Below are 16710 nucleotides of genomic sequence, written 5' to 3'. Positions count from 1 at the left end.
ATCTGATGATCCAGCGGTCTAGAAAAGCGACGCCATCCCATTCGGCCGCGCATCCTCGATGTCCAGCATGCGCAGCTTGGTCAGCGCGCCGCCGCCCGCCGAAAAACCACCCGGTTTGTTGCCCGCGGCGAGCACGCGATGGCATGGCACCACGGGCGCGAACGGGTTGTGGCCCATGGCCTGCCCTACGGCGCGCGACAGGCCCTTGTCGCCCAGCTCCTCGGCGATCTCGCCATAGGTGCGGGTCTGGCCCGGCGGAATGCGCCGCGCGATCGCATAGATGCGCTGGTGGAATTCGGACACGCCGCTCATGTCGAGCTCGATGTGGCCCAGGTCGTCGCGTCCGCCGCGAAGCAGGCCCTGGATGGCCTCGACGGCGCGCTGCGCCATCTCGTTCGGAGGGCCTTCCTGCAGGTCAGGAAAACGCTGGCGCATGCGCGCTCGCGTGGCGGCCTCGCCGTTGTCGGCAGGCAACTGCACGCCGACCAGCCCTCGCGGGCCCCATGCCAGCGCGCACATGCCGATGGAGGTTTCGAACAATGCAAAGCCGCTCATTGCGATGCCTCCCGTTGCAGCGAATGCTGGCGCGATGCGAGCACCGCGCCGAGCCACAGGGCCATCGCCGAGGCCACGAGCCCGCGCGCAAGTCCGCCCGGGCCATCGGAGATCCAGCCCGTGACGGTCGGCCCGACGATCTGCCCCAGCGCGAAGATGATGGTGAAGGCGCTGATGCCTTGTGCCCAGCGCGATGGCGGCAGGTTGTGGCGCACCAGCGCGGTGGTCGATGCCACCACCGACAGGAACACCGCGCCGAAGAGCACGCCGGAGATCAGCGCCACCGGCGCCGCCGAACTCAGCACCGGCAGCAACGTCGCCACGCCGAGCAGCCCGTTGAGCAATGCCTGCGGCTGCCCGCCGCGATACCGGTCGAGCAGCCCCGCCCACAGCCGCGAGGACGCCACGCAGGCGATGCCGAGCAATGCATAGAACAGCGTGACGAAGCCGGCACTGGCACCCTGCTCGCGCAGCAGCGCGATCACGAAGGTCATGTAGCCGATGTAGCCCATGCCGAACAGGGCATAGCCCGCGAGCGCCCAGCCGAAGCGGTGCAGTGCGACCGGCGGTGCCGAACCCGGTGCTGCGACAGGTGCCGCCGGCGCGGCCGTCTGCTGCGGCATCGCACGCCCCGCCCATGCCAGCAGGCAGGTGGCCGCCGCGCTTGCCACCGCCAGCGCCCACCACGCCCAGGCCCATCCGTGGGGCACGCCCGCGGCCGCTCGCAGCACCTGCGGCACGAGCAATGCCGACAGCAGGATGCCGAAGCCGGTGCCGCCGTAGTAGATGCCCAGCAGCAGGCCGCCTCGCGCCGATCCGGCTTCGCTGAGCCGGGCCGCCAGCAGCCCGCCCGCCACGAACACCCACGCGCTGGCCACGCCCGCCAGCAGGCGCTGCAGCAGCAAGGCCGATGCATCGGTGACGAAGCCGCTGCCCGCCATGAACACGCTGGCGAGCACCGCGCCGAACACCAGCAGCCGCGTCGCGCCGAAGCGCCGCATCAGCGCCGGCGTGCCCAGCGCACCGACGAGATAGCCGACCGCGTTGGCCGTGTTCATGCCGCCTGCCAGCGCGTAGCTCCAGCCCAGGTCGGCGCGCATCGGCGGCAGCAGCAGCGCGTAGGCGAAGCGCGTGATGCCCAGCGACACAGCGGCGCCCATCGAGAGCGCGAAAGCCAGCCGCAGCGTGGGCTGGGCGGAGATGGAGGTTGGAGAGGCGAGCGTCGTCGGCATTGCGGTGGCGGGCGGCAGGCGAAGCCTATTCTGCGGCAGCCGCCGCCGGCCTGCAGGAGCCCGCCCGCTCAACCCGCTTCGGCCACCGGGTCGGCGTGCAGCAGATGCCGCTCCAGCAGCACGGCCACGTGCACCGCCTCGCGCTGCGCACCGTCGCCGATCTGGTGGCGGCAGCTGGTGCCGTCCGCCACCACGATGGCGCCGGGCTTCGCGCGGATGGCGGGCAGCAGGCTGGCCTCGGCCATCTTCATCGACACGTCGAAATGGCTGGCCTCGTAGCCGAAGCTGCCGGCCATGCCGCAGCACGAGCTTTCGATGAGCTCGGGCTGTGCGCCCGGGATCAGCTTCAGCACGTCCATCACCGGGCTCACCGCGCCGAAGGCCTTCTGGTGGCAGTGGCCGTGCAGGAGGATGGGCGCTTCGGCGGGCTTCAGGGGCAACTCGAAGCGCCCTTGCTTCAGCTCGCGCGCGATGAACTCCTCGAACAGCAGCGCGTGCCTGGCCACCAGTTCGGCCTTCTCGCCGAAACCCATGACCAGCGCCTCGTCGCGCAGCGTGAGCAGGCACGAAGGCTCCAGCCCGACGATGGGCACGCCGGCGCGCGCCAGCGGCAAGAGCGCGTCGATCAGCGCCTCTGCCTTCTTCTTCGCCTCGTCGACCATGCCGCTGGCCAGGAAGGTGCGGCCGCAGCAGTGGTGGCCGCCGCTCTTCTCCACCGTGTGCAGCACATAGCCCGCCGCCTGCAGCACGCGCGCGGCAGCGAATGCGTTCTCGCTCTCGAAGGTGCCATTGAAGGTGTCGACGAAGAGCACCGCCGTCTTGCCGCCGCGCCGCGCGATCGACAGCACCACCTCGCGCTCGACGAACAGGCCAGGCTCGCCGGCCTTGCCGCGCCAGAAGGTGTCGCCGCGCCATTCGGGCAGCGAGCGCTTCGCCGAGAAGCCCAGCAGCTTCTCGCCCAGCCATGCGGCGCCGGGCACGCTGTTGCGCAGGTTCAGCAGCCAGGGAAAGCGGCTGGCCCTGTGGGCGTAGTCGGGCAGGTTCGCCACCAGCCTGTCTTTCAGCGTGTGGCCGTGGCGCTTCTTGTAGTGGTCGAGGAACTCGACCTTCATCTTCGCCATGTCAACGCCGGTCGGGCAGTCGCGCCTGCAGCCCTTGCAGCCCACGCACAGGTCCATGGTCTCGTGCATGGCCTCGCTGGTGAAGGCATCGGGGCCCAACTGGCCCGACAGTGCCAGCCGCAGCGTGTTGGCGCGCCCGCGCGTCAGGTGCTGCTCGTCGCGCGTCACGCGATAGCTCGGGCACATGGTGCCGGTGTCGAACTTGCGGCAATGGCCGTTGTTGTTGCACATCTCCACCGCCTTGGCCAGGCCGCCCGTGCTGTCGCCACCGCTGCCGGGCGCGGTGGTCACTTCCGTCACCGGGTCGGCGTTGACGTTCCAGGCCGACCAGTCGAGCACCGGCTTGAGCTCGATGCGCCGGTACGGCTTGGGCGCCGTGGGCGGCGCGAAGCGGAACAGCGCGCCGTCGTCCATGCGCGGCGGGTCGATGATCTTGCCGGGATTGAAAAGATCGATGGGGTCGAGCTTGCGCTTGATCGCGCGGAAGGCCTCGTTGAGCGCGGGGCCGAACTGCCATTCGATCCACTCGCCGCGGCACAGGCCGTCGCCGTGCTCGCCGCTGAATGCGCCCTTGTACCTGCGCACCAGCTCGCTCGCCTCCTCGGCGATGGCGCGCATCTTCGCGGCGCCGTCGGTGCGCATGTCGAGGATCGGCCGCACGTGCAGGGTGCCCACCGATGCATGCGCGTACCAGGTGCCGCGGCTGCCGTACTTGGCGAACACTTCGGTCAGCGCGTCGGTGTACTCGGCCAGATGCTCCAGCGGCACGGCGCAGTCCTCGATGAAGCTCACGGGTTTTCCGTCGCCCTTGAGGCTCATCATGATGTTGAGGCCGGCCTTGCGCACTTCCCAGAGGTTCTTCTGCCGCGCCTCGTCGGGCATCTCGACCACGCTGCCGGGCAGGCCGAGGTCGCCCATCAGTTCGACGAGCTGCTTCAGCTGCGCAAGCAGCAAGGCCTTGTCTGCGCCCGAGAACTCCACCAGCAGGATGGCCGCCGGCTTGCCGATCAGCGCTGTCTCCACCGTCGGCTTGAAGGCAGGGTTGGCCAGGCTCAGCTCGATCATCGTGCGGTCGACCAGTTCCACCGCCGTGGGCCCGAGCCTGACGATGTGCTGGGCCGAGTCCATGGCCGCATGGAAGGTCGGGAAGTTGACGATGCCCAGCACCTTGGCGCGGGGCAGCGCCGCGAGCTTGAGCTTCAGACTGCGGGTGTAGGCCAGCGTGCCCTCGGAGCCGATCAGCAGGTGCGCGAGGTTCACGCTGCCGTCGGCCGTGTAGGGCCGCTCGCTCTGGTTGTCGAAGATGTCGAGGTTGTAGCCCGCCACGCGGCGCATGACCTTGGGCCAGTGCTCGGCGATCGCCTCCCGGTGCTGCCGCGCGAGGCTGCGCACGAACTGCGCGATGCCTGCAGCGCGCACGCCCAGCGAGCCGACGGTGCCGAACTCGACCAGCTCGCCGTTCGACAGCCACGCGCTGGCGCCCAGCACGTTGTGCACCATGTTCCCGTAGGCGATGGAGCGCGAGCCGCAGGAGTTGTTGCCCGCCATGCCGCCCAGCGTGGCCTGCGCGCTGGTCGACACGTCCACCGGATACCAGAGCCCGTGCGGCTTGAGCTGCGCGTTCAGGTGGTCGAGCACCAGGCCGGGCTCGACGGTGGCCGTGCCCTCCTCCACGTTCACGTCGAGCACGCGGCGAAAGTGCTTGCTGTTGTCGATGACCAGCGCGGCACCGGTGGTCTGCCCGCACTGGCTCGTGCCGCCGCCGCGCGCGAGCACGGGCACCTTCAGGTCGCGGGCGATGTCGATGGCGGTCGCGATGTCGCGCTCGCTCGTGGGCACGAAGGCGCCGACGGGTGTGATCTGGTAGATCGACGCGTCGGTGGCGTAGCGGCCCCGCGAGGCTTCGTCGAACAGCACCTCGCCCTGAGTCTGCGAGCGCAGGCGGCGCGCGAGCAGCTCGCAGGTGTCGTTGGGCGGAAGAACGGTTCCGGCTGGCTGCATGTGGCTGGCGGGGTCGATGCGCATGGTGATCAGGTCGCTTTGGCAGGCTTGGCCGATCTGGCCGGCTTGGTGGGTGGATAGATCTCGCCTGCGCGCAGCAGCTCCAGCACGGTGTCGCGCTTGCGCAGCACGTGCGACACCAGCACCTTGCGCATGGCCTCGGCGTCGCGCTTCGAGAGCGCGTCGATCATCTGCTCGTGCTCCTCCACCGCGTGCTTCCACTTCGCCTCGTTCTGGTTGGTGCGAAAGCGCAGCGACTGCACGCGGGCGTTGATGGAGCGGTAGGTGTTCGACAGCACCGGGTTCGCCGCAGCCTCGTTGATCGCGGTGTGGATGCGCGCATTGAGCCGGTAGTAGCCCGAGAGATCGCGCCGCGAGAAGCAGGCCAGCATCTCGTAGTGCAGCGCGCGCACCTCGGCGAGTTCCTCGTCGGTGATGCGCCTGGCGGCCAGCTCGCCCGACATGCCCTCGAGCATGGCGAGCACCTCGAAGGTGTCGAGCACGTCGGCCTCGGTGAGCTTCACGGCCACCGCGCCGCGATTGGGCAGCAGGTCGACCAGCCCTTCGGCCGCAAGCAGCTTGATGGCTTCGCGCAGCGGCGTGCGCGACACGTTCAGCTTCAGGCACAGCTCGCGTTCGTTGAGCTTGGCACCGGGCGCGATGAGCCCTTCGACCAGCATGGTCCGCAGGCGCGCGGCCACCTGGTCGTGCAGTGCGAGCCTGGAGATTTCGATGATTTCAGCTGTCATGGTTTTGTCCCTTGAACGCATTTTGAATGCAAAAAATCAGGCATACAACCCTGGCTATTCAGGGTAAACCATCAAACAAGAATGCATTTTGAATGCAAAACTGAATGTGAAAGGAGAGTCCATGCTGCAACTCGACATCCATCCCACCGGCCGCCACTTCCTCCAGATTCCCGGTCCCAGCCCGGTGCCCGACCGCATCCTGCGGGCCATGAGCCTGCCCACCATCGACCACCGCGGGCCCGAGTTCGGCACGCTGGGCCTGAAGGTGCTGGGCGGCATCCGGCAGATCTTCAAGACGAAGCACCCTGTCGCCATCTATCCCGCTTCGGGCACCGGCGCCTGGGAGGCCGCGCTCGCCAACACGATGAGCCCCGGTGATCACGTGCTCATGTACGAGACCGGCCATTTCGCCTCGCTGTGGCAGAAGATGGCCACGCGCCTGGGCCTCTCGACCGAATTCCTCGCCTGGCAGGGCGCCGACGCACAACTGCCCCACGCCCCGAGCTGGCGCCGCGGCGTGCAGGCCGACCTCATCGAGGCCCGCGTGCGCAAGGACACGGAAAGGAAGATCAAGGCCGTGTGCGTGGTGCACAACGAGACCTCCACCGGCGTCACCTCCGACATCGCCTCGGTGCGCAAGGCCATCGACGCGGCGGGTCACCCTGCCCTGCTGATGGTCGACAGCATCTCGGGCCTGGCCAGCGCCGACTACCGCCATGACGAATGGGGCGTGGACGTGTGCGTCAGCGGCTCGCAGAAGGGCCTGATGCTGCCGCCGGGCATCAGCTTCAACGCACTTTCGCCGCGCGCGCTCGAGGTCTCGAAGACCGCGAAGCTGCCCAAGGCCTTCTGGGCCTGGGACGAGATCGTCGAGATGAACAAGGACGGCTACTGGCCCTACACGCCCAACACCAACCTGCTCTACGGCCTCTCGGAGTCGCTGGACATGATCCTTGGCGAAGGGCTGGACAACGTGTTCGCGCGCCACCAGCGCTGGGCCGCCGGCGTGCGCGCCGCCGTCGATGCCTGGGGCCTGCCGATCCAGTGCGCCGACCCGGCCGTGTACTCGCCCGTGCTCACCGGCGTGATCACGCCCGAGGGCGTGGATGCCGACGCGCTGCGCCGGCTGATCCACCAGCGCTTCGATCTTTCGCTCGGCACCGGCCTGGGCAAGCTCAAGGGCCGCATGTTCCGCATGGGCCATCTGGGCGACAGCAACGACCTGACGCTGGTGGCCATGGTCGCCGGCGTCGAGATGGGCATGAAGCTCGCGGGCATCAAGCTGGCCGGCAGCGGCGTTCAGGCCGCGATGGACCACTTCTCGAGCCACACGGCACCGGCCGCGCTGCAGAAAGCCGCATAGACAACAGGCTCGCAGCGCCATCGGCGCTGCACAGGCACGCGGCGCCACCGGCACTGCACAGGTGTCAAGGCGCGGATGGCGCGCATCGGATTCCCAACCCACGACGGAGACAAGGAAGATGCAGAGACGTTCGTTGATCCAGGCCGCGGGCGCCGCAGCCGCCACGCTGGGCGTGCCCCGGCTCTTCGCGCAGGAATGGCCGACCGGGCCGGTGCGCATCGTGGTCGGTTTCCCGCCCGGCGGCGGCACCGACGCGCTGGCCCGCGTGGTCGCGCAGAAGCTGACCACCATGTGGGGCCAGCAGGTGATCGTCGAGAACAAGGGCGGCGTGGCCGGCGTGCTCGCGGCCGACTACGTGGCGCAGCAGCCCAGCGACGGCAGCACGCTGCTGATGGCCCACATCAACAGCCACGCGCTCGCGCCGAGCCTGCAGCCCAAGCTGCGCTACAACGTGGAGCGCGACTTCGTGCCCATCGTGCTGGTGGGCGTCACGCCCAACCTGCTGATCGCCAACCCCGCGCAGAAGGCGCTGTCGGTGAAGGACATCGTCGCCGCCTGCAAGGCCGCGCCCGGCACGCTGAGCTTCGGCTCGGCCGGCGCGGGCTCGGCGCAGCACCTCGCGCTGGAGATGTTCAAGCTGCAGGGCGGCGTCGATGCACTGCACGTGCCCTACAAGGGCAGCGGCCCGCTGCTGGCCGACCTGATGGGCGGGCAGATCGAGTACAGCTTCGAGACCATGACCGCCGCCACGCCGCACGTGAAGAACGGCCGCGTGCTCGCCGTGGCGCAGACGCGCACCAAGCGCGCCAAGGGCCATCCCAACGTGCCGACCATGCAGGAGCAAGGCTTCCAGGGCTTCGAGGCCACCACTTGGTACGGCCTCGCCGGGCCGGGCAAGCTGCCGGCCTCCATCGCGCAGAAGGTGAACCGCGACGTGAACACCGTGCTGGCGATGCCCGACGTGCAGGAGCGGCTCGATACCTACGGCGCGGAGGACGGCGGCGGCTCGCAGGACAAGTTCAGGCAGTTCATCGGCACCGAGATCGCGAAGTGGGCGAAGGTGGTGAAGGACGGGAACGTGCACGTGGAAACCTGAAGAACCTGGCTCACCCCCAGGCTTCGCGCACTTCGTGTCGCTACGCCACCCCCCTTCCGGGGGCAACACCTGAAGCCCGGCAAAGCCGGTTCCTCCGTGTTCCCGGAAGGATCGCCACTACCGGCCAGGCTTTTGCTGAGAAGATCGGGAAGATGACTCCATCCCAGACCGCCCTCACCGACGCACTCGTGGCCGCGCGCCGCGGCAACCGCACCCTCGACGCCACACCGTGGCTCGACACCCTCGAAGAAGCGGCGCAAGCCTATGAAGTGCAGGACGCCGTCGCGGCGGCACTCGGCTGGTTCGACAGCCAGCCCGTGCCTCGCGCATGGAAGTCCGGCGGCGGCTCGCGCAGCGCGACGCTCACGCATGCGCCGCTGCCGCCTGCAGGCGTGCGGCAGGGCCCGGCCGATTTCAGCGACCTCGTGTTCCACACCCCCGGCATCGAGGCCGAGATCGCCTTGCGGCTCGGCCAGGACGTGACGCCTGCGCAGGCCGCGAAGCTCGATCACGACAGCGCCGCATCGCTCATCGACGCCATGGCGGTTTCCGTGGAGATCGTCGATGCGCGCTGGCAGGACCTGCCCTCCACGCCCGCCCTGCTGCGGCTGGCCGACTCGCAGGTGCACGGTGCGCTCGCGATCGGCGAATGGACGCCCTGCGCCGCCATCGACTGGGCCTCGCAGCGCTGCGAGACGAAGATCGGCAATGCCGAAGTGTTGGTGCGCGAAGGCACGCATCCGCTGGCCGATCCGGCGTGGCTGCTGCCGATCTGGCTGCGACACATCACGCGCAGCGGGCAGACGGCGCCAGCCGGCACCGTCGTCACCACCGGCTCGTGGGTCGGCGTGCTGCCCTGCCGGCGCGGCGATCAGGTGACGGCCGAGTTCCCCGGCATCGGCGCCGTGCGCTTGATCGTGTAGCGCCCGCCTCCCACGCCCGAGCAGGCGACCAGGAAGTCGAGCACCGCCCGCACCCGCGCGGGCAGCGTGCCGGCCTTGCCGATGTAGACCGCGTGGATCGGCTCCACCTCGGCCGGATTGAATTCCTCCATCAGCGGCACCAGCCGGCCCGCGTCGATGTCGTGCTGTATGTGGTACAGCGACAGCCGCGCCACGCCCGCCCCCGCGATCGCCAGCTGGCGCAGTGTTTCACCGTCGCCCGCGCGCACCGGCCCGGCCACCGGCAGCCACTGCATGCGGCCGTCCACGCGCAGCGGCCAGTCGGGCGTGTTGCGGCGATAGCTCCAGCCAAGGCGGTTGTGCGCCTCCAGCTCCTGCAGCGTGCGCGGCGTGCCGTATTTCTCCAGGTAGGCGGGTGCGGCGACGATGGCCTGGCTGGTCTCGCCCAGGCGCCGCGCCACGAGGTCGGACGCCGGCAGTTGGCCCCAGCGGATCGCGATATCGGCGCGCTCGTCCATCAGGTCGACGATGCGGTCGGTCAGCGCGATGTCGAGCGTGATCTGCGGATGCATCTCCAGCAGGCGCGGCACCAGCGGCACCAGCTTGTGGTGGCCGAAAGAGACGCTGGCGTTGATGCTCACCCGACCGCGCGGCGCGGCGCCGGCCGCGGCGCAGCGCTCGGCCTCGTCCATGTCGGCCAGCACGCGCAGGCTGCGCTCGTAGAACTCGGTGCCCTCCGGCGTGAGCTGCAGCTTGCGCGTGGAGCGGTGCACCAGCTGGATGCCCAGGCGCAGCTCGAGCCGTGCCACCAGCTTGCTCACAGCGGAGGGCGTCATGCCCAGCAGGCGCGAAGCGGACGAGAAGCCGCCCGACTCGACCACCTGCACGAAGGCCTCCATCTCCCCGGAGCGGTTGACGTCGATGCGCGGCATGGTGCCCCTTCAATCTGTGATTTCAACTCACAAGTCTGTGTACCAGCGGCATTCTAGTCATCGATGGCATTCGTCCCCACAGTACGGGGCATCATGCCAATCGCTCTACTTGCCCTCACCGCCGGTGCCTTCGGAATAGGCACCACCGAGTTCGTCATCATGGGCCTGCTGATGCAGGTCTCGACGGACCTTCACGTCTCCATCACGGCCGCCGGCCTGCTGATCTCGGGCTATGCGCTCGGGGTGGCGGTGGGCGCGCCGGTGCTCACCATCGCCACCCGCAAGCTGCCGCGCAAGACGGTGCTGCTCGCGCTGATGGCGATCTTCACGCTCGGCAACCTCGCCTGTGCCCTGGCACCCAACTACGAGATGCTGATGGCCGCGCGCGTCATCACCTCGCTGGCGCACGGCACCTTCTTCGGCGTCGGCTCGGTGGTCGCCACCGGCCTGGTGCCCCCGGAGCGCCGCGCCTCGGCCATCGCGATCATGTTCACCGGCCTGACCGCAGCCACGCTGCTCGGCGTGCCGGCCGGCGCCTGGCTGGGCCTGCATTTCGGCTGGCGCTCGACCTTCTGGGCCGTGACGCTGATCGGCGTGCTGGCCTTCGCGGTGCTCTCGGTCTTCGTCCCCCGCGTCAAGGACTCGGCCAAGCCCGCGCCGCTGCGCGAGGAACTGGGCGTACTGGCGCGTCCGCAGGTGCTGCTCGGCCTGGCGATGACGGTGCTCGGCTTCGCCGGCGTGTTCGTGGTCTACACCTACATCCAGCCGCTGCTCACGCAGGTCACGGGTCTCTCTGAATCGGCGGTGTCGCCGATCCTGCTGGTGTTCGGCGGCGGCCTCGCCGTCGGCAACCTGCTCGGCGGCAAGCTGGCAGACCGCGCGCCGATGGCTGCCGTGTTCGGCACGCTGGTGGCGCTGGCGGTGGTGCTCGGCGCGATGCAGTTCACCATCGGCACGCCGTTCACGGCCGTGGTGTTCGTCGGACTGCTCGGGATCGCCTCCTTCGCCACCGTCGCACCGATGCAGCTGCGGGTGCTCGAAAAGGCTTCCGGCTCCGGCCAGAACCTCGCGTCCAGCCTCAACATCGCGGCCTTCAACCTGGGCAACGCCCTCGGCGCCTGGGTCGGCGGCGTGGTGATCGACCATGGTCCCGGGCTGCGCGCCCTGGGCTGGGTGGCCGCGGCGATCACCCTGCTGGGCCTGGCCATCGCACTTTGGAGCCGCGCGCTCGACCGGCGCGATCCAGGCAATGCGCTGGCCGACTGCGCTTCGGCTCGAGCCTGAGCCTTGCCCTGGCTTCTGACGCGCGGGGCGGGAGCACAATCGCGCGGCCCATCTCCCGCGCTCCTCTCCACATCCGCCCTGCCATCGCCGCCGACGCTCCCGCGCTGGCGGCGTTGTCCATCCAGGTCTGGCTCGACACCTACGCGACCGAAGGCGTCAGCGATCTGATTCCGCGCTACGTGCTGGACGAGTTCACGCCCGCCGCGTTCGTATCGCGGATCAGCGATCCGAGCACCGCAGTATTCGTCGCCGAGGCCGGCGGCCTCTTGGCGGGCTATGCCCGGCTGCGCTTCGGCGCATCGCAGAAGCTCTTCCCTGCCGCCGACACCGAGCTATGCACCCTCTACGTGCAGGCGCCCTTCACCCAAGCCGGCGTGGGTTCCGTCCTCTTGCACGAGGCCCGTGCCGCGGTACGCAGCCGCACGGGCAGCGACGCGCTCTGGCTCACGGTCAACGTCCTGAACCTGCGCGCCTGCGCCTTCTACGGGAAGCACGGTTTCGTGCGCACGGGCACCGCCTGGTTCACGCTGGGCGACGCCCGTCACGAAAACCACGTGCTGGGCATCTGCTGAACGTTCGGGCCTGCCCGCTCAATACTCCAGCCGCGTCGGCAGATCGCTGCGCGAGCCACCGGACTGCATGAAGAACGCGAACCTGTCGCGTCCTGCGGCCTTGGCGTTGTAGAGGGCCACGTCGGCGCGTGCCAACAGTTCTTCGGCGGTGGCCGACGAGCCGGTCGCGCGGTGGAAGGCGATGCCGATGCTGGTGGTGACGTCGACGCGCTGGCCATCCACCACGAAGGGCGGCGTGTGGACGCGGTCCACGATCTTCTCGGCGACCACGCCAGCCGCGTCCGGCGTGCTCAGCCCTTCCAGCACCAGCACGAACTCGTCGCCGGCCAGCCGCGCGACCATGTCGGTGCCGCGCACGCAGCCCTGCAGCCGCCGTGCGTATTCGGTCAGCACCGCGTCGCCCACTGCATGGCCCATGGTGTCGTTGATGGCCTTGAAGTGGTCGATGTCGAGGAACATCAGCGCCATCGCATGGCCGGTGAGCTGGCTGCGCAGCACCGCGGCGGGCAGGTATTCGTTGAAGGCCAGCCTGTTGGGCAGGCCAGTGAGCGTGTCCAGGCGCGCCAGCTCGATGAGCTTGTGCTCCACCACCTTCAGCGCGGTGATGTCCAGCGCCAGGGAGAAGATGCCGTGCGTCACGCCGTCGGTGCGCACGTCGGGCACGTAGATGACCTGGGTGACGCGCTCGCTACCGCCGCGCTGCATGCGCGCCTCGAACTCCACGCGCTCGCCGGACAGCGCCCGCGCGAGCATCGGCCGGCGCGACTCGTACACCTCGCGGCCCGACACCTCCTGCACGTGGCGACCGAGCACCTGCGCCGGATCGAGCCCGAGCCACTCGCGGCTGGTGGCGTTGGCGAAGGTGATCTTCTCGTCGCGGTCGATGTAGGTGATGAGCGCCGGCATGTTGTCGGTGATGGCGCGCAGGCGCAGCTCGCTCTCGGCCTGGCGCAGCTCGGCTTCCTTCAGCGCCGTGATGTTGAAGGACATCAGGTAGAAGCCCACCACCTCGCCGCGCAGGTTCTTGTCGGGAATCAGGTTCACCTGGAAGTAGCCCTGGCGGCCGTGCAGCGGCGCGCGCACCGGAAAGCGGACCTTCTTGCCCGAGAACATGACCGGAAGGTACGGTTTGAGCTGGGTGTAGACCGTGCCGCCCAGCGCCGAGTGCAGCGTCGTTCCCTGCAGCGGCGCCTTCTCGCCCAGGCCCGCCATCTGGCGCGCGCGGATGTTCGCGAACAGGCAGTTCTGCTGGCGGTCGAAGTAGCCCACCAGCGCCGGAATGCTGTCGGTCACGTCGCGCAGGCGCGTTTCCTGTTCGCTCAGCGCGCGGCGTATGTTGACCTCCTCGGTGATGTCGAAAGTCATCGAGAACACGCCGCTCACCTTGCCCTCGGCGTCGAAGTCGGGGATGTAGTGGGCCTTGAAGATGCGGTCGCCGATGCCCAGCGCCGGGTCGCCGGACTTCTCGAGGATCACCGTCTCGCCGGCCAGTGCCCGCATGATGTGCGGCTCCACCAGAGCGAAGTCGGCCGGCCCGCGCACCTCCGGCATCAGGCGGCCGACCAGCGGACCGTTGCCGCTGTGCAGCGCCCGCACGTGCGCGTTGACGAAGGTGTAGCGCAGCGATGCGTCGACGTGCGACACCATCGCCGGAATGCTGTCGGCGATCACGCGGACCTGGGCCTCACTGTGCGCGAGGCTGCGTTCGATGGCGCGCCGCTGCTCCATCAGCTCGTCGAAGGTGCGCGCCAGGTCGCCGATCTCGTCGGCCACATAGGTGCGCTCCGCCACCGGCGTGTCGTCGTCGACCCGGGAAGGCGCCTGCTGGGTCGACTGCATGTGGCGGTGCAGTACCGCCAGCGGCGTCAGCTGCCGGCGCACCACCACAAGCGTCAACGCACCGGCGCACAAGGCGAGCGCGAAAGCGCCGAACCAGGCGCCGCGCTCGATGGCATTGATGCTCGCGAAGGCCTCGCTGCGCGGATACATGGCGCCGACGATCCAGTTCGCCTGCACCATCCGGTCGAAGGCGTAGAGGCTGGGGACTCCGGCTTCATTGATGCCCTCGCTGGAGCCCTGGAAGCCCGCCATCGCCCGCAGGATCTGCGCGTCGCCGCCGCTGCCGTTGGCCTGGACCTGGTTCAGGATGCGCGAGACGTTCGGATGGTCGACCATGATGCCGTCCACCGTGGTCACGAACAGGTAGCCGGTCTTGCCGAACTTCACGTCGGCAAGCGTGCCCAGCACGCTGCGATCTTTCAGGTTGATGGCGCCTGAGATCACGAAGCGCACCTGCCCGGTACCGTCGAATACCGGCTCGGTGATGGCCACCTGCGCCAGTCCGTTGAGCCGGTTGCGGTACGGCTCGGACACCAGGCCGGCCCTGGAGGCGACCGTCTGCTGGAAGTACGGCCGGTCCTTGACGTTCACCTTGCCGATCGCCTGCGCACCGTTGAGGTTGGCCACCAGGTTGCCGTCCATGTCGAGGAAGGCGACGTTGTCGAAGGCCTGGCGCAGCGCGGCATGCTTCTCGACGAAGGCCTGCAGCGCCGCGGTGCCCTGGAAGTCCTGCGCCTCCACGCTGCCGCTGAAGGTCTGCAGAAGGATGCGGCGGCTGCCGAATTTCTGGTCGATCGCATCGGCGATGGCGTCCACCCGGGCGAACTCCTCGGCCGCGATCGAGGCGCGCATGCTGCTCTTGACCAGATGTAGCGCGAAGGTGGCGATCGCGAAGGTGGCCAACAGGACCACCGCCGCCACGCCCAGACTCAGGCGTGTGTGCAATCCGAACCGGAATTTCGAGGGACCTGTTTGATTCATTGAACTTGCTCGGGGCCGGTACGTTGCCGGCGGCGGGTTTCCCGCCCTCCGAGTATCGGTGGGTTCGGGTTGCCGCGGAAGATGCAGGATTTACGCCGTGCAGACGCGGGCGGATTCAGCGCCCGCGGGACGCGCCTCGCTCCCGGCAGCGAGACTGCGTCGTACCACCCGACCCGCCGGAGGAGCCCGAGCCCTCCAATCCGGCGCCGCCGATTTCTACAGCACCTCTCCCGATGCGCTCAGGGCGACGGTCGCCTTCGAAGCTGCCATCGGCATCGAAGCTTCGGCGGGCTCGAGCAGCGCGTCGACCAGTGCGTCCACACGCCGCTCCGCGCGCCGGATCGACTGCGCGAGCTGCTCGCCGCCGAACTCGTCGGACTCCACCGCCGCCTCGTGCACCTCCGTGATGCCGATGTAGCCGAGCGCGCTGCGCACGCTGCTCTCGGTGTGGTTGAGGTGAGCGATGCGCCCGCCCGGGTCGTAGCCGTGATCGCCGCGCGCACCCAGCAGCACCGCGCGCTTGCCCGCGTCCGCCAGCATCGGCCAGTACGGCACCGCGCCGCGCGAGCGGTCGAAACCGAAGGTCCGGCCCACGCGCACGATGTTGTCGATCCAGGCCTTGAACTGTGCCGGCGCGCTGAAGTTGTACATGGGCAGGCCGACCACGATCAGGTCGGCCGCGAGCAGTTGGTCGACCAGCCTGTCGCTCTCGGCGAGCACCTCGGCCATCCACGGTTCGCGCGCGGCGGGGGGCGTGAAGGCGGCGTGGATCCAGCGCCCGTCGACGGGTGCCGGCGGCTGCTGGCCGACGTCGAGGTAGTCGACGCGGTCGGCGGGCCGCGCCTTCCGCCAGCGCTCGACGAAACGCGCGGAGAGCCGGCGGGTATGGGAGCCGTGCAGGTCGGTGTCGGAGCGGCCCGGCCGGGCGCTGGCGTCGATGTGGAGGATATTGATGGTCGCGTTCTTCATGGATGAGTTTCCTTCTTTCGTATCGCGCTGCCAGAATGGGGCGCTGGCTTCGAATCTAGGATTCAAAGGCCGGCTTCACAAACGATCATTTCTCCACGCATGAAAGAGATTGGCTCATCTGTACGCACGTCGCGCAGGCTGCCCCCGCTGCTCGCGCTGCGAGCCTTCGAGGCGGCGGCGGCCCACCTGAGCTTCCAGCGGGCGGCGCAGGAGCTTTCGGTGACGCCGTCGGCCATCAGCCACCAGGTGCGCGCGCTCGAGGAGTCGCTCGGCCAGCCGCTTTTTCGCAGGCTCACTCGACAACTCGCGCTGACGCCAGCGGGGCAGCGGCTCTTCGACGACCTGCGCACCGGCTTCGACCTGCTGGAAGCCGGCGTCGACAAGCTGCGCCGCCCGCCCGCCTCGCAAGCCGTGACCCTGAGCACCAACACCGCCTTCGCCGCGCGCTGGGTGCTGCCGCGCATCGAGGCATTTCGCAAGGCCTGCCCCGGCGTCGAACTGCGGCTGCATGCGAGCGACACCCTGGTCGACCTGGCGCGCGGCGAGGCCGACATCGCCGTGCGCTCGGGCAACGGCAACTGGCCCGGCTTGGTGTCGCGCGAGCTGATGCGCGAGCGCTACGCGCCGCTGTGCAGCCCGATGCTGGGCCTGAACGACGCGGCAGACCTGCCGAAGCACCGGCTGATCCACTGTGACTGGCAGCCGCAGGCGCTCGCGCCCGCCGTATGGCCGCGATGGTTCCGCGAAGCCGGCATCGCGCCGCCGAGGGGGCGAGCGATGAAGGCATCGGGCCTGTCGTTCTCCGACGAGACGCACGCCATGCTGGCCGCGCTCGCCGGCCATGGCGTGGCCCTGTTGAGCCTCACGCTGTCGGCCGAGGAACTCCGCAGCGGCGCGCTCGTGCAGCCCTTCGGGCCCGCGCTGGACACCGGCAGCTACTTCCTCGCCGTCGCCAATGGCAGGGAGGACGAGCCGGGGGTACGCGCCGTGTGGGAGTGGATCGCGTCGCAGGCTTCGGCAGGCTGAAAATTCATCCGACGATCGGACTTGCGGCTTGTTACCGGTTTCGCTGAGACTCCGGCAACAACAACCGAGCGAGGAGTCCCCATGAAGA

General features: G+C 69.1%; 13 protein-coding genes. 6 read left to right on the top strand and 7 right to left on the bottom strand.

From position 1 onward, the window contains the following. Positions 1-18: 18 nt before the first annotated feature. From G369_RS0103475 to G369_RS0103460, 4 genes are all read right to left on the bottom strand, one after another. A complete protein-coding gene (locus G369_RS0103475) occupies positions 19-555 on the bottom strand; it encodes a methylated-DNA--[protein]-cysteine S-methyltransferase (RefSeq protein ID WP_019652584.1) in 537 nt (178 codons plus the stop codon). After that, positions 552-1787 (bottom strand): YbfB/YjiJ family MFS transporter, encoded by a 1236-nt coding sequence (locus G369_RS0103470; RefSeq protein ID WP_019652583.1) that lies wholly within the window; start codon positions 1785-1787, stop codon positions 552-554. The genes G369_RS0103475 and G369_RS0103470 overlap by 4 nt, the downstream gene beginning before the upstream one ends. Positions 1788-1855: 68 nt before the next feature. After that, on the bottom strand, positions 1856-4933 hold the full coding sequence (locus G369_RS0103465) for an FAD-binding and (Fe-S)-binding domain-containing protein (protein ID WP_019652582.1): 3078 nt from the start codon (positions 4931-4933) through the stop codon (positions 1856-1858). Positions 4934-4938: 5 nt separating this feature from the next. Further along, positions 4939-5658, bottom strand: coding sequence for a GntR family transcriptional regulator (locus tag G369_RS0103460; protein ID WP_019652581.1), 720 nt, complete (start codon positions 5656-5658; stop codon positions 4939-4941). 121 nt (positions 5659-5779) lie between these two features. Here G369_RS0103460 and G369_RS0103455 point away from each other — a divergent pair, with 121 nt between their 5' ends. From G369_RS0103455 to G369_RS0103445, 3 genes are all read left to right on the top strand, one after another. After that, entirely contained in the window at positions 5780-7021 is a 1242-nt protein-coding gene (locus G369_RS0103455) for a pyridoxal-phosphate-dependent aminotransferase family protein (RefSeq protein ID WP_019652580.1), read from the top strand. A 118-nt stretch (positions 7022-7139) separates the two neighbouring features. Beyond that, positions 7140-8117 carry a Bug family tripartite tricarboxylate transporter substrate binding protein gene (locus G369_RS0103450; RefSeq protein ID WP_026346180.1) on the top strand — a complete coding sequence of 326 codons (978 nt, stop codon included), beginning with the start codon at positions 7140-7142 and terminating at the stop codon, positions 8115-8117. A gap of 152 nt (positions 8118-8269) precedes the next feature. Continuing rightward, entirely contained in the window at positions 8270-9040 is a 771-nt protein-coding gene (locus tag G369_RS0103445) for a fumarylacetoacetate hydrolase family protein (RefSeq protein ID WP_019652578.1), read from the top strand. Here the strand turns inward: G369_RS0103445 and G369_RS0103440 are convergent. Beyond that, positions 8989-9951 (bottom strand): LysR family transcriptional regulator, encoded by a 963-nt coding sequence (locus tag G369_RS0103440; RefSeq protein ID WP_019652577.1) that lies wholly within the window; start codon positions 9949-9951, stop codon positions 8989-8991. The two genes, G369_RS0103445 and G369_RS0103440, sit on opposite strands and share 52 nt — an antisense overlap. Before the next feature lie 93 nt (positions 9952-10044). On the opposite strand from G369_RS0103440, the gene G369_RS0103435 reads away from it, so the two are divergent. Together G369_RS0103435 and G369_RS0103430 are read left to right on the top strand one after the other, a co-directional pair. Further along, a complete protein-coding gene (locus tag G369_RS0103435) occupies positions 10045-11235 on the top strand; it encodes an MFS transporter (protein ID WP_019652576.1) in 1191 nt (396 codons plus the stop codon). Between the two features lie 113 nt (positions 11236-11348). Further along, complete coding sequence (locus tag G369_RS0103430) at positions 11349-11807, top strand: GNAT family N-acetyltransferase (RefSeq protein WP_019652575.1); 459 nt, start codon at positions 11349-11351, stop codon at positions 11805-11807. A gap of 18 nt (positions 11808-11825) precedes the next feature. Here G369_RS0103430 and G369_RS0103425 read toward each other — a convergent pair whose 3' ends face one another. Beyond that, on the bottom strand, positions 11826-14591 hold the full coding sequence (locus tag G369_RS0103425) for a diguanylate cyclase domain-containing protein (RefSeq protein ID WP_019652574.1): 2766 nt from the start codon (positions 14589-14591) through the stop codon (positions 11826-11828). A gap of 252 nt (positions 14592-14843) precedes the next feature. Then, positions 14844-15596 (bottom strand): FMN-dependent NADH-azoreductase, encoded by a 753-nt coding sequence (locus G369_RS0103420; protein WP_019652573.1) that lies wholly within the window; start codon positions 15594-15596, stop codon positions 14844-14846. A gap of 99 nt (positions 15597-15695) precedes the next feature. On the opposite strand from G369_RS0103420, the gene G369_RS0103415 reads away from it, so the two are divergent. Next, on the top strand, positions 15696-16622 hold the full coding sequence (locus G369_RS0103415; RefSeq protein ID WP_019652572.1) for a LysR substrate-binding domain-containing protein: 927 nt from the start codon (positions 15696-15698) through the stop codon (positions 16620-16622). Positions 16623-16710: the final 88 nt, after the last annotated feature.

The organism is Variovorax atrisoli 110B (genome assembly GCF_000382045.1).
Lineage (GTDB): Bacteria > Pseudomonadota > Gammaproteobacteria > Burkholderiales > Burkholderiaceae_C > Variovorax > Variovorax atrisoli.
Note: the sequence above shows the minus strand (reverse complement) of the source record. Positions and strands in the feature narration are given on the sequence as shown.

Bases quoted from the DNA above. Each gene is read 5' to 3' on its own strand.
- G369_RS0103475 (WP_019652584.1), bottom strand. From the start codon at position 555: ATGAGCGGCTTTGCATTGTTCGAAACCTCCATCGGCATGTGCGCGCTG.
- G369_RS0103470 (WP_019652583.1), bottom strand. From the start codon at position 1,787: ATGCCGACGACGCTCGCCTCTCCAACCTCCATCTCCGCCCAGCCCACG.
- G369_RS0103465 (WP_019652582.1), bottom strand. From the start codon at position 4,933: ATGCGCATCGACCCCGCCAGCCACATGCAGCCAGCCGGAACCGTTCTT.
- G369_RS0103460 (WP_019652581.1), bottom strand. From the start codon at position 5,658: ATGACAGCTGAAATCATCGAAATCTCCAGGCTCGCACTGCACGACCAG.
- G369_RS0103455 (WP_019652580.1), top strand. From the start codon at position 5,780: ATGCTGCAACTCGACATCCATCCCACCGGCCGCCACTTCCTCCAGATT.
- G369_RS0103450 (WP_026346180.1), top strand. From the start codon at position 7,140: ATGCAGAGACGTTCGTTGATCCAGGCCGCGGGCGCCGCAGCCGCCACG.
- G369_RS0103445 (WP_019652578.1), top strand. From the start codon at position 8,270: ATGACTCCATCCCAGACCGCCCTCACCGACGCACTCGTGGCCGCGCGC.
- G369_RS0103440 (WP_019652577.1), bottom strand. From the start codon at position 9,951: ATGCCGCGCATCGACGTCAACCGCTCCGGGGAGATGGAGGCCTTCGTG.
- G369_RS0103435 (WP_019652576.1), top strand. From the start codon at position 10,045: ATGCCAATCGCTCTACTTGCCCTCACCGCCGGTGCCTTCGGAATAGGC.
- G369_RS0103420 (WP_019652573.1), bottom strand. From the start codon at position 15,596: ATGAAGAACGCGACCATCAATATCCTCCACATCGACGCCAGCGCCCGG.
- G369_RS0103415 (WP_019652572.1), top strand. From the start codon at position 15,696: ATGAAAGAGATTGGCTCATCTGTACGCACGTCGCGCAGGCTGCCCCCG.